Origin of the sequence: Bacillus cereus group sp. MYBK195-1 (assembly GCF_051916605.1) — a bacterium.
Classification (GTDB): domain Bacteria; phylum Bacillota; class Bacilli; order Bacillales; family Bacillaceae_G; genus Bacillus_A; species Bacillus_A cereus.
In genome coordinates, this window is the sequence record NZ_JBQAGZ010000001.1 from 928,133 (window position 1) to 941,793 (window position 13,661).

Consider the following 13,661-nt stretch of genomic DNA (forward strand, 5'->3'; position numbering starts at 1 on the left):
CGTGTAGTTTATTGTATGAAAGCAGTGAAAGTATGTGAGTATAGGAAAAAGAAAAAAGTGAAATTTCATGTACTGTAATGATAAGAATAAAAAATGGATGATACAATACAATTAATCCTAAAAATGGGATTTGAGGAGAAGGGGAATGGGGAAGTACGAATGAGAGAAAAAATAGGATATTATGGTGTGCTAGTTTGTTTACTATTATCAGTTATTTCAGGACAATTTCTTAACAGTGAATGGGTACCAGTTATATTATGTATAGGAGTATTGATTTTTGCTCCTATGTATCGCTGGAATGAATGGAAAGCATATAGTCGAAAAAAGAAAATGGTTTTCAGCATCGAATTTGTCATTATAATCAGCACAATTCCGTTTTTGTTATGGAATGGAAAGGAAATGAGATAATAGATGGAATTGTAATGTTTCAAGGGTGGTTGTTTATTGCGAAAATGCTATATTTAATATGCATTTTAATGTTGGTAGTGGTAGTCACTAAAATAGTAAACGAAAAGCTATTCGTTAATGAATAAAAGGAAATGCCACCTTATTCGGTGGCATTTTTTTCTATGATTTCAACAAGGAATAACAATTAGTTCCCGATTTGATTTTGTAATAACTTCATATCCGTCTTTCGTGATAACGATATCATCTTCAATTCTACAGCCGCCCCAGTTTGGTATGTAAATACCAGGTTCAACGGTAACGACCATACCTTCTTCTAAAGTAGCTTTACTTTCTTGGGATAAGCGAAGAGGTTCATGTATTTCTAACCCAAGACCATGACCAGTAGAGTGTCCAAAATATTGACCATATCCATGCTCAGTAATGTAATCTCTCGTTATATCATCGATACTTTTCGCAGTTTCTCCAGGCTTAATCGCTTCAGTCCCACGTTTTAACGCTTCTCGTACAACATTGTATATTTTTTTGAATTCTTCCGATGGTTCCCCGATTGCTACAGTACGTGTTATATCGGAACAATATCCGTCGTAAAGTGCACCGAAGTCTAATGTAACGATATCGCCTCGTTCGATTATTTTATTTGATGCAACTCCATGGGGAAGTGAAGAACGAACGCCTGAAGCTACAATGATTTGGAAGGAAGAAGATGTAGCCCCTTTTTTTCGCATGAAAAATTCTAATTCATCTCGAACGTCAGTCTCGCTTATTCCAGGCTTTAGAAATGTAACAATATGGTGAAATGCTTGATCAGCGATCGTAGCTGCGATTTTCATTGTTTCTATTTCAGATGTGTCTTTAATAAGGCGAATATTTTCAATGATCTCACATACTGGAACCATTTCTGTATGTATATATTTTTGTAGTTTCTTAAATTGTTGCAAAGTCATATTATTGTCTTCTATACCAAGTTTTTGAATGTTTAATTTTGATACTTGATTTGCAACTTCTTCTTCTAAATTTCCTTTATCCATAATAATTTCTGCTGCTTTTATTTCCGTTTTTGCTTGATCTACGTAACGGAAATCGGTAATAAAAATAGCTTTATGCGCAGAAATTAAGACAACGCCTGCGCTACCTGTAAAGCTTGTTGCGTATTGACGGTTTTCTTTCTTTGTAATAAGTAACCCGTCGATTCCGTAATTATGTAGTTGTTTTTGGATGTTAGTTATTCTTATATTCATTTTAATTCCTCCTTTTTACATTAATAAAGCAAGAATTGTGCCAATATATTTATTTAGAATAAAAGAGAAGAGGGTAGCTGTGTGTCAAAAAAACTAGACGGATGTAAAATAAATATATATAAAATTTTTACAGTAAGTTTTTATGTGAATGAACAATAATGTAAACTTGCAAACAAAATCTTTTTAATTTAAATATTATATTTTTTGTATAAATAAATTAAAAAAATTGGTATAATAAGGGATTGTTACGTTTTTTTGTAGGTAAAGAGATGTAACGAAAAAATTGGGTTAAGGAATGTGAATGTATGAAGAAATTAAGTAAAGTAATGTCATTTTGTTTGGCCGCTAGTATGCTTGTTATAACGGGGTGTGAAACAAGTGAAAACAAAGTTCAAGTGAATAAAATGATTGACCAGCTTGATGAAGCGCCAGAAGTGACAGAAAAAGAAGCAAAAAAGATTGTAAGAAAGAATGTAGATGGAATAGCAAACGCGTTTAGTGAGATGGAAAAAGAAAATGGATGGAGCCGAAATAATCCTGGGGATTTAGAGACAGTTAAAAAAGGAGTTAAGGGATTAGTTTCAGAAAAGTTTGTAGAGAATCAGCTTCCTGAATTGCTTAATAACTTTAATAGATCGAGAGAGACTGATATGTTACCATTCCCAAATTATTTTCAATCTGAAATAAGATTTTCTTCTTCACAAGATAAAGAAAATTTAACGGTACATACATTAAGTTTAGAAGATGAAATAGGTCATGCGGCCCAAGAATGGGAATTTCATTTGGTGTATAAAGAAGGGGAATGGTTAATGGATAAATGGTCATTCGTTTTTCCTGAAGATTTAAAACTTACAAAAGAAGAAGCAAATAGAATTTTACAAATGCCAGACGATAAGAATGTGTCATTTGTAAGTGAAGAAAATAGTGGCGATAAGAAATATATATTCAAAGATAGTAACGGATTAATTACTGTAAATGCGAAAACATCTCTTATTTCATACAATGTAGATGAAAATAGGTATGAAAAAGTAACGAAAGAAAGAAATATTCAAGAAACAGAACAAGTACAGAGAAAGGATTCCAGTGCGTATACAGGCTCAAAAGACGAGAAACAATCGCAAAAAGAATCTTCTTCAAAGATAGATAGAGCAAATGTTTTAAGCGAATTAGCTGCTATAGATAAACAAGAAAAACATACGAATGCTATGTCAACCAATGATATAGTAAATGAAATAGAAGGAAATTATGAACTGTGGGATAATAAACTAAATGAAATTTACAGTACATTAAAAAGTACGATGTCAGCTGATGCGTTCCAGTCGTTAAAAACGAAACAAATTGCGTGGGTTAAAGAAAAAGAAAGTAAAGTTAAAGCAATTGGTACTGATACAAATAACGGAACGATGAGGCGTATCGAAGCCTCAGAAGAGAAATATAAGATGACAAAAGCAAGGTGTTATGAATTAGTAAATGGGTATATGAATTAGTGTGAACGAATATAAAAAAATGCGTTGCTTATAAGCAACGCATTTTTTTATTTACGCTTTTAATTTCATTACAATATCAACATCTGGTGTTACATATACGGTTTGCTGATTGTCGTACGTAACAAAACCAAGTTTTGCACCACTCGGTTTTTTGACATGGCGTATTTTGGTGAAATCAACAGGTACAGAGCTAGACTCTTTCGCTTTACTGTAATAGGCAGCAATTTTGGCAGCTTCTAGTAAAGTTTCTTCAGCAGGCTCTAAAGAACGAATGACAACGTGAGAGCCAGGTATGTCTTTCGTATGTAACCAAATTTCATCACGGCGGGCAAACTTCGTTGTTAAATAATCATTTTGTTTATTGTTTTTACCAACGAAAATCTCTGTGCCATCACTTGCTACATATTTATCTAATACTGGTTTAGTAGGCTTTTTCTTTGCGTTTTTCGTTTTACGATTGCGCACATAACCTTCTTCAGCTAATTCCTCACGAATTTCTTCAATATCTTTTGAAGAAGCAGCTTCCATTTGTTGAAGTAAGCTATCAAAATAAAGAATTTCTTCATTTGTTTTTTCGATTTGTTCTTCTACAACAACAACTGAATTTTTTGCTTTTTGATACTTTTGGAAATAGCGTTGTGCATTTTCAGATGGTGTTTTTAAAGGATCTAATGTAATTTTTACAGTTCCACCATTCTCATCGTAATAATTAACGACCTCAATATCTTTATCGCCCTTTTTTAAAGCGTACATATTGGCTGTAAGTAGCTCTCCAAATAGTTGATATTTATCTGCTTTTCCAGCATCTTGCAGTGTTTTTTCGAGTTTAATGAGTTTTTTCTCGTTTTTATTTTTTTCGTTTTGCATAAAGCGTTCTAAATCATGAGCTTGTTGTTTTACACGATCACGTTCTGCTTTGCCAAAGAAGAAACGATCTAACAATTCGCTCACTGATGAGAATGTTTTTTCTTCTCCTTGCAAGTGTGTAAGAGGGAAAAGATAAAAGAATTCTTTTCCCTTTGCAGTAATCATTGTAGGTGTATATGCATGAGATAGTAATGGTGTTTGTATAGAGAAAAATGCTTCTGATAATGCTTTCTCGTTTACCATACCGGCTTTCTTTACTACTTCTTTTGCAAATAATGGGGATATTCCCATGAAAGCACCGACGAGTTGTTTATCCATATTTCCAGATAGAAAGTCTAGCGGTCTAATAAAATCATCTGCAGTTTCAATTTGCAGAGGATTGATTTTATGTTGGGCTGGTGGCGCGACGTACTCAGCACCAGCATATACAGTTCGGTGACGGTTTACGGCTAATGAAACGTGTTTTAAGCTATCTAAAATCACGTTTGTTTTCGTATCTAATAAGATAATGTTACTATGTCGTCCCATTATTTCAATTACTAATGTTTTTAATGATTCGTCTCCGATTTCATTACGACTGCGAACTGTAATTTGAATAATGCGTTCTAAGTCGATTTGTTCAATTTTTTCAATAAATCCACCTTCTAAATGTTTGCGAAGAAGCATACAGAACATCGGCGGTATTGCTGGCGAATCGTAGTTTTGATTCGTTAAGTGCATACGCGCATATGTAGGATGAGATGAAAGAATTAGTTTTTGGTTCTTTCCATTCGCTCGAATATGTAATAAAATCTCGTATTTTGAAGGTTGATATATTTTGGAAATTCTTCCTGTGTAAAGAGAATTTTCAATTTCATGTGTAATCGCTCTTGTAAATAATCCATCGAATGCCATAAATGAACACTCCTTTCTAACTAAATGTTAATTATAGCATTTTTTTGGACGAGGCTGAATAAGCTTTCAATAGAGTATGTCTGGAATCAGGAGGTCGATAGCAGGATGAACTGGTATGGAATGCGAGCACATGAAGTGGAAGAAAGAACGAATACGAATGTAAAGGTTGGACTTACAGAGAAAGAAGCAGAAGGGCGAGTAAAGAAATTTGGTACTAATGAATTAGAAGAAGCAAAAAGGCCTTCTGCACTAATGGTATTTTTAGCACAGTTTAAAGATTTCATGGTACTCGTTTTGTTTGGAGCAACAATTGTTTCTGCGTTTTTAGGTGAATACATTGATTCTATTGCTATTGTTGCCATTGTTATTATCAATGGTATTCTCGGCTTTTTTCAAGAAAGAAAAGCTGAAAAATCATTGGAAGCTTTAAAGGAACTAGCCGCTCCGCAAGTTACTGTAATGCGGAATGGAAAGTGGGTAAAAGCACCATCTAAAGCACTTGTTTTAGGGGATATTATTAAGTTTTCCAGTGGTGATCGTATTGGGGCTGATGTGCGTCTTGTTGAGGCATCAAGTTTATATATTGAAGAGTCTGCTTTGACAGGGGAGTCCGTACCTGTACAAAAGAAGGTAGAAGCATTGCAAGGGCAAGATGTTGCAATTGGGGATCAAAAAAATATGGCTTTTATGGGGACAATGATTACGCGAGGATCTGGTACAGGAGTTGTTGTAGCAACTGGTATGAATACAGCGATGGGGCAAATTGCAAATATGTTGCAAAATGCAGAGCAAATGGAAACGCCACTGCAAAGAAGGTTAGAACAGCTCGGAAAAATATTAATTATTGTAGCTCTTATTTTGACAGCGCTCGTTGTATTGGCTGGTGTGTATCAAGGGAATGAAGTATATCATATGTTTTTAGCTGGCGTATCGCTAGCTGTTGCGGCTATTCCAGAAGGATTGCCAGCAATTGTTACAGTAGCTTTATCACTTGGTGTACAGCGTATGATAAAAAAGAGAGCAATTGTAAGGAAGTTACCGGCCGTAGAAACGTTAGGCTGCGCTTCTGTTATATGCTCTGATAAAACGGGAACAATGACGCAAAACAAAATGATGGTAACACATATGTGGTCAGGCGGAGAATTGTGGAAAGTGACAGGGCAAGGATATGAACCTAATGGCTCTTTTATGAAAGGTGAAAAAGAAGTGAATCCAGCTAAGACAAAATCACTTTATCAGCTGCTTACATTTGGTTCACTATGTAACAATGCAAATATTATTCAAAAGAAAAAGGCGTACGTATTAGATGGAGATCCGACAGAGGGAGCGCTTGTAGCTGCAGCAATGAAAGCCGGGATAACACGTGAGGCATTAAAAGGGAAATTTGAAATTATTCGTGAATTCCCCTTTGATTCAACTCGAAAAATGATGAGTGTTATTGTACGAGATCGAGAGGGGAAAAAGTTTATTGTTACGAAAGGAGCACCGGATGTTCTTTTGCAACTGAGTCAAACAATCTTATGGGGGGATAAGCAGCAGCCGTTAAGTGAGCTATATAGAAAAGAAGTACAGGCGGCTATTCATAGCTTAGGTAGTCAAGCGCTTCGAACAATTGCAGTTGCGTTTAAACCTTTAAAAGTCACGGATTCTATTGAACATGAAAGAGACGTTGAAAAAGATTTTATGTTGGTTGGAATACAAGGTATGATTGACCCGCCAAGGCCAGAAGTGGCGCAGGCGGTAAAAGAGTGTAAAGAAGCTGGTATTCGAACAGTAATGATTACAGGTGATCATAAAGTGACAGCAATGGCGATTGCTGAACAATTAGGAGTTTTACCACCAGATGGACGCGTTGTTGAAGGAGTAGAACTCGCGAATATGGATGTGGAGGAATTAGAAAATGTTGTAGAAGATACGTATGTATTCGCTCGTGTATCACCTGAGCATAAATTGAAAATTGTTAAGGCACTGCAAAATCAAGGACATATAGTAGCGATGACAGGTGATGGAGTGAACGATGCTCCAGCGATAAAAACAGCGGATATTGGGATAGCGATGGGAATTACAGGGACAGATGTTGCGAAAGAAGCCTCTTCACTTGTTTTACTAGACGATAATTTTGCTACAATTAAATCAGCAATTAAAGAAGGAAGAAATATATATGAGAACATACGTAAGTTCATTCGCTACTTATTGGCGTCAAATGTTGGAGAAATTTTAGTTATGTTATTTGCGATGTTACTTGCATTACCACTGCCGATGGTTCCTATTCAAATTTTATGGGTGAACTTAGTTACTGATGGTTTACCAGCGATGGCATTAGGTTTGGATAAGGCTGAAGGAGATGTGATGAAGAGAACACCGCGTCACCCGAAAGAAGGGGTATTCGCTAGAGGGCTTGCGTGGAAAATAATAAGTCGAGGGTTTTTAATTGGGGCAGTGACGTTAGTGGCGTTTATTATTGCGTATAACCAACATCCAAATGAACTGAAATATGCACAAACTGTAGCGTTCGCGACGTTGGTACTTGCTCAGCTTATTCATGTATTTGATTGTCGTAGTGAGCATTCTGTCTTTCACCGTAATCCATTTGGGAACGTGTATTTAGTAGGGGCGGTTATTATTTCGTTACTACTCATGCTAGTGGTTATATATTATCCACCGTTACAACCAATCTTTAGCACAATGCCGATACAAGCAAGAGATTGGTTATTAATTGGAGGTTTGTCATCAATTCCGACTTTCTTACTAGTAGGTTCTTTATTAACAGGGAAAAAGGCTAAGAAGAAAAAGCCGATATTATATAAGAAGGGATTAAACTTGAAATAGTCAATGTTATGAAAATGTGATATAATTTACAGAAGGTAGTAGAGCCTTGTCTCTATTACCTTTTTCATTGAGTTATTTTATGGCTTGGATGTGATAAAAATGATTTCTAGTATGACAGGGTTTGGAAGATCGAAAGTAGAAAGTGATACTTTTCAAATTACAGTAGAAATGAAATCGGTGAACCACCGTTTTTTAGAGATGAGTATTCGACTTCCTAAGCAAATGATGGTATTTGAGGACAAAATTCGTAAAATAATTGCACAGCAAGTTCGACGTGGACGCATTGAAGTGTCTATTAGTATAGCGGGTGAAGGACTTGTTGAAAGAAAATTAAGTGTGAATTGGTCACTTCTTGAGCAGTACCAATCGATGATGGAAGATATAAAAGGGAAATTTCAATTACAAGATTCTATTACACTTCAGCAATTAATGGCAATGCCAGAAGTAACAGCAATTGAAGAAATAGAAAATGTAAATGAACATTTTGAGAACAGTTTATATGAGGCTGTTCGTCAAGCTGCTCATATGTTGAAAACGATGAGAGATGGCGAAGGAGAACGATTACATAAAGATATAGCGTATCGTTTACAAGAGATTAGCAATTGTGTAAATGCAATTATTCCACATGCACCAATTGTTACACAAAAATATCGTGAACGATTAGAAAATCGCTTAAAAGAATTACATAATCAAGATCTAGATGAACAAAGATTGCTAACAGAAGTCGCAATCTTTGCAGAGCGTTGTGATATTCATGAAGAGTTAGTTCGTTTGCAAAGTCATTTAGAGCAATTTCGTGAAACATTGCAGATTGAAGAGCCTGTTGGAAGGAAAATGGATTTCATCGTGCAAGAGATGCATAGAGAAATTAATACGATTGGTTCTAAGGCAAATGACTTAACAATTTCAAAATATGTTGTAGAAATGAAAAATAACCTTGAAAAAATTCGTGAACAAGTACAAAATATTGAGTAGCTTTCAAAAAATATATAAAGTTATACGTGGTGGAGAAATCGGATAGACTTACTAGGAGGCGCAAACTATGGCCATGCGGTTTTTAAATATTGGATACGGAAATATTGTATCTGCTCATCGAATTATTGCTATTGTAAGTCCGGAGTCAGCTCCTATTAAACGAACAGTACAAGAAGCACGCGAACATAATGCTTTGCTTGATGCTACGTATGGGAGAAAAACAAGGGCGGTTATTGTTATGGATGATGGGCATGTTGTATTAAGTCCAATTCAACCAGAGACGATTGCACATCGTTTGAATAATAAAGAAGATTTAAGTGAGGAAGGGTAGGTTTTACATATTTATGAGAAGTAGAAGAGGATTGCTCATCGTTCTTTCAGGGCCTTCTGGGGTTGGAAAAGGGACGGTTCGTAAAGAGCTGTTTAGCCATGAGGATACACGTTTTCAGTACTCTATTTCAGTAACGACACGTAAGCCGCGTGAAGGTGAAGTAGATGGTGTGGATTATTTCTTTAAAGAAAGAGAAGAATTCGAGGAAATGATTCGTAATGAAAAATTACTTGAGTGGGCTGAGTTCGTAGGTAATTATTACGGAACACCGATTGACTATGTTGAAAAAACATTACAAGAAGGAAAAGATGTATTCTTAGAAATTGAAGTGCAAGGAGCAATTCAAGTTAAGAAAGCTTTCCCAGAAGGTGTATTTATTTTCTTAGCACCTCCAAGTTTATCTGAACTAAAAAGCCGTATTGTCGGACGTGGTACAGAGACTGAAGATGTTATTGAAAATCGTTTAACTGTAGCGAAAGAAGAAATCGAGATGATGGACGCTTACGACTATGTAGTAGAAAACGATCAAGTTGAATTAGCCTGTGATAGAATTAAAGCAATTGTGGTTGGCGAACATTGCCGCCGCGAAAGGGTAGCAAAATATTATAAAGAAATGACGGAGGGTCTATAATTATGTTAAATCCATCAATTGACTCATTACTACAAAAAATCGATTCTAAGTACACATTAGTAACAGTAGCTGCAAAACGCGCGCGTGAAATGCAACTTGCTAATAACTGTGTTGTAGAAAAACCTGTTTCTCATAAATGTGTAGGTAAAGCATTAGAAGAAATCGATGCAGAAGCATTAAGCTACGTACCAAGTGAAGATAAAGTAGCTGAATAAGCCTTTGCCTTCGACAAAATAAAACATAGACTTTATAATTTTCTATGTAACGGTAACAACCTATTTACAAGTAGGTTGTTATTTTTTTACGAAAGGAATGAAATATTGGTACTGACGAGCTGAGAATTCTATTTCAGTATTATAAGTTTGAAAAAGAAAGAGGACGAGTCATATGCTAAAAGGGAAAAAGATACTTCTATGTGTAACAGGAGGCATTGCGGTTTTTAAAGCAGCTGCGTTAACGAGTAAATTGACACAATCTGGCGCGATTGTAAAAGTAATGATGAGTGAGTCGGCAATGAAGTTTGTTACGCCTCTTACATTCCAAGCGCTTTCTCGCCATGATGTATATACGGATACATTTGATGAGAAAGACTCAGCTGTTATTGCTCATATTGATGTAGCAGATTGGGCGGATGTTGTACTTGTCGCACCTGCTACTGCCAATTGTATTGGAAAGTTAGCTGGTGGTATTGCAGATGATATGATTACAACTACTTTGTTAGCTACTACAGCTCCGGTATGGATTGCGCCTGCTATGAATGTGCATATGTATGAAAATAAAATAGTTCAAAAAAATATGATGACATTGAAAACGCTAGGATATACATTTATTGAGCCTGGGGAAGGCTTTTTAGCATGTGGATATGTAGCGAAGGGACGACTAGAAGAACCTGAAGCAATTATCGCACGGTTAGAGGAAGCTTTCTCAGAACACAAACCATTGCAGGGCAAAAGAATATTAATAACTGCTGGCCCAACACGTGAAAAGGTTGATCCAGTTCGTTTTATGACAAATTTTTCTTCTGGAAAAATGGGGTATGCGATTGCGGAAGTGGCAGCGAATTTAGGCGCTGATGTTATACTCGTTTCAGGACCGACAGCATTAAATCCACCGTTACATGTAACGACAGTGCAAGTGGAATCTGCACAAGATATGTTAGAAGTGGTTCTTCAACATTATCAAAACGTAGACGTTGTCATTAAAACAGCAGCAGTTGCAGATTATCGTCCGAAATATGTTCATGAGAATAAAATGAAAAAGCAAAATGGTGATGCTGTCATTGAACTTGAAAGAACGGTGGATATTTTAAAAACGTTAGGTCAGAAAAAGGATAAACAGTTACTTATCGGTTTTGCTGCTGAAACGACAAATGTAGAGGAATATGCAACGAAAAAACTACGTGAGAAAAATGCAGATATGATTGTCGCGAATGATGTAAAAGCGCAAGGAGCTGGATTTGGCACGGATACGAATATTGTAACAATGTATAGAAAAGATGGAAAAGTTATTGAGTTGCCACTTTTAATGAAAAAAGAGGTAGCTCGTGAAATATTGAAGCAAATTGAAATGATGTTAGAAGATGATCGTTTATGAAATTTGCAAGTGTCATTGTTGATGTACCTGCCCGTCAGACAGATCGACCATTTGATTACATTATCCCTAAAAAATGGGAAGATATTGTACAGACAGGAATGCGTGTAGTAGTTCCGTTTGGCCCAAGAAAATTGCAAGGTTTTATTATTGGGATTAAAGATTCGGTGGATGTAGAAAGTAAGAAGTTAAAGACAATCCATGAAATATTAGATGTAACACCGGTTTTAAATGATGAATTATTAAAGCTTGGATATTGGCTTACAAGTGAAACGTTATGCTACATGATTTCAGCTTTTCAAGTGATGCTTCCAACTGCGATAAAAGCAACGTATAAAAAACGTCTACAACTTTGTAAACAGGAAGAAATAGCACCTGAAATACTATATTTATTTCAGGATAAAGAAGCAATTGATTTTGAAGTAATCGAGCAACAGCCACATTTATACCGAGCTATTCAACAAGAAATTAAAAATGGTACGGTTGAAGTCGTTTATCAAGTGAAAGATAAAGTACAAAAGAAGAAGCAAAGAGTGGTTCAGCCGGAGTTGCCAGAAGATAAATTGGAATTAGCGGCATTTGAACTGAAAAGTAAAAAACAACAAGATGTACTTTATTATTTTGTGGAAAATTATAAAAGTGCACCGTTGAAAGTAATTACAGAAGAGTTACAAATAACAGATGCTCCAATAAAAGCACTTGTTAAAAAGGGATTCATTTCAGAAAAGTATGTGGAAGTATACCGAAATCCGTATGACGATGATGATTTTGAACAAACAAAACCATTTCCACTTACGGAGGAACAAAAACAAGTTATTACACCGATTTTATCATCAATTACAAATGAAACTTATAATCCATTTTTACTATATGGTGTTACAGGAAGTGGAAAGACAGAAGTATATTTACAATCTATAGCAGCAGTGCTCAAGAAAGGAAAAGAAGCTATCGTTCTTGTTCCTGAAATTGCACTAACGCCCCAAATGGTGGATCGTTTTAAAGGTAGGTTTGGCTCACAAGTTGCAGTTCTTCATAGTGCGTTGTCTGTTGGAGAAAAGTATGACGAGTGGCGTAAGATTTTAAGAAAAGAAGTGAAAGTTGTAGTTGGTGCGCGTTCAGCTGTTTTTGCGCCTTTTGAGAATTTAGGGATTATTATTATTGATGAAGAGCATGAATCAAGTTACAAACAAGAAGATAATCCGAGGTATCATGCAAGAGATGTAGCTGTCTGGAGAGGACAATATCATAAATGTCCTATCGTTCTTGGTAGTGCGACACCAACACTTGAATCGTTTGCAAGGGCGAAAAAAGGTGTTTATGAACTATTAACAATGGAAAAACGTATGAATGAACAAGCTTTACCAACGGTAGAGATTGTTGACATGCGAGAAGAACTTCGTGACGGGAATCGATCAATGTTTTCTAAGGCGCTGCATGAAAAAATAGCAGATCGATTAGAAAAGAAAGAACAAATGGTACTCTTTTTAAATAGAAGAGGTCATTCTACATTTGTTATGTGCCGTGATTGTGGGTATGTTGTTCAATGTCCGCATTGTGATATTTCATTGACATATCATAAAATGAATCATCGTTTAAAATGTCATTATTGTAGTTACGAAGAGAATATGCCAACTGAGTGTCCAGCTTGTCAAAGTACATACATTCGTTTCTTTGGTACAGGTACACAAAAGGTAGAAGAAGAAATTACAAAACTATTTCCAGAGGCACGAGTCATTCGAATGGATGTAGATACGACAAGTCGAAAAGGAATGCATGAAAAATTATTAAAGGCGTTCGGGGAAGAAAAAGCAGATATATTACTCGGAACACAAATGATTGCTAAAGGATTAGATTTTCCGAAAGTAACGCTCGTTGGGGTTTTAACTGCAGATACGATGCTTCACTTACCTGATTTTCGGGCGAGTGAAAAGACATATCAGCTATTGACGCAAGTAAGTGGACGAGCAGGTAGACATGAATTGCCAGGGGAAGTTGTGATTCAAACGTATACGCCAGAACATTACAGTATAGAGTTAGCGAAGAACCAACAATATGATGTGTTTTTTGACCAAGAAATGCAAATGAGACGAACAAGACAATATCCCCCATATTACTATGTTGTACTCGTAACTGTATCTCATCCTGAATTATTAAAAGCGGTACAAGTGACGGAAAAAATTGCCTCGTATTTACGAACGCATTGCTCACAGCAAACAATGGTGCTAGGACCAGTTGCTTCAGCGATTCCAAGGATAAAAGATAGATATCGTTATCAATGCATGATAAAATACAAACGGGAACCAAACTTAAAGAACGTGCTCAAAATGGTAAATGAACATTATCAAGCAGAAATGCAAAAAGAGCTACAAATCTCAATTGATTTTAATCCAACAATGTTAATGTAGCGGAGG

The 13,661-nt window shown here is 35.9% G+C and carries 10 protein-coding genes and 1 pseudogene; 9 read left to right on the top strand and 2 right to left on the bottom strand.

Translation table 11 applies throughout. The features are described from left to right. Positions 1-159 precede the first annotated feature (159 nt). A pseudogene (locus tag ACTFRY_RS05085) lies at positions 160-533 on the top strand (YoqO family protein). Positions 534-575: 42 nt separating this feature from the next. On the opposite strand, the gene ACTFRY_RS05090 reads toward ACTFRY_RS05085, so the two are convergent. Continuing rightward, on the bottom strand, positions 576-1,646 hold the full coding sequence (locus ACTFRY_RS05090) for a M24 family metallopeptidase (RefSeq protein WP_044795365.1): 1,071 nt from the start codon (positions 1,644-1,646) through the stop codon (positions 576-578). A 305-nt stretch (positions 1,647-1,951) separates the two neighbouring features. On the opposite strand from ACTFRY_RS05090, the gene ACTFRY_RS05095 reads away from it, so the two are divergent. Then, positions 1,952-3,133 (top strand): lysozyme inhibitor LprI family protein, encoded by a 1,182-nt coding sequence (locus ACTFRY_RS05095; protein ID WP_000736523.1) that lies wholly within the window; start codon positions 1,952-1,954, stop codon positions 3,131-3,133. A gap of 51 nt (positions 3,134-3,184) precedes the next feature. Here the strand turns inward: ACTFRY_RS05095 and ACTFRY_RS05100 are convergent, their stop codons facing one another. Then, the gene (locus tag ACTFRY_RS05100) at positions 3,185-4,894 is read right to left on the bottom strand and encodes an Rqc2 family fibronectin-binding protein (RefSeq protein ID WP_061663123.1); all 1,710 of its coding nucleotides are present in this window, start codon (positions 4,892-4,894) and stop codon (positions 3,185-3,187) included. 105 nt (positions 4,895-4,999) lie between these two features. Between ACTFRY_RS05100 and ACTFRY_RS05105 the strand changes: the two genes are divergently transcribed. From ACTFRY_RS05105 to priA, 7 genes are all read left to right on the top strand, one after another. Continuing rightward, a complete protein-coding gene (locus ACTFRY_RS05105) occupies positions 5,000-7,723 on the top strand; it encodes a calcium-translocating P-type ATPase, SERCA-type (RefSeq protein WP_001104775.1) in 2,724 nt (907 codons plus the stop codon). A 99-nt stretch (positions 7,724-7,822) separates the two neighbouring features. Continuing rightward, positions 7,823-8,698: a YicC/YloC family endoribonuclease gene (locus ACTFRY_RS05110; RefSeq protein ID WP_000625869.1), complete on the top strand. Its 876-nt coding sequence runs from the start codon at positions 7,823-7,825 to the stop codon at positions 8,696-8,698. 67 nt (positions 8,699-8,765) lie between these two features. After that, positions 8,766-9,029, top strand: a complete 264-nt coding sequence (remA, locus tag ACTFRY_RS05115) for an extracellular matrix/biofilm regulator RemA (protein WP_001251456.1) — start codon at positions 8,766-8,768, stop codon at positions 9,027-9,029. Between the two features lie 13 nt (positions 9,030-9,042). Continuing rightward, entirely contained in the window at positions 9,043-9,660 is a 618-nt protein-coding gene (gene gmk / locus ACTFRY_RS05120) for a guanylate kinase (protein ID WP_001257741.1), read from the top strand. Positions 9,661-9,662: 2 nt separating this feature from the next. Next, on the top strand, positions 9,663-9,875 hold the full coding sequence (gene rpoZ, locus ACTFRY_RS05125) for a DNA-directed RNA polymerase subunit omega (protein WP_000933960.1): 213 nt from the start codon (positions 9,663-9,665) through the stop codon (positions 9,873-9,875). 172 nt (positions 9,876-10,047) lie between these two features. Continuing rightward, positions 10,048-11,253: a bifunctional phosphopantothenoylcysteine decarboxylase/phosphopantothenate--cysteine ligase CoaBC gene (gene coaBC / locus ACTFRY_RS05130; protein WP_000911761.1), complete on the top strand. Its 1,206-nt coding sequence runs from the start codon at positions 10,048-10,050 to the stop codon at positions 11,251-11,253. Then, positions 11,250-13,655: a primosomal protein N' gene (gene priA, locus ACTFRY_RS05135; protein ID WP_016118548.1), complete on the top strand. Its 2,406-nt coding sequence runs from the start codon at positions 11,250-11,252 to the stop codon at positions 13,653-13,655. Before coaBC ends, priA begins: the two co-directional genes overlap by 4 nt. The last annotated feature ends 6 nt before the right edge of the window (positions 13,656-13,661 follow it).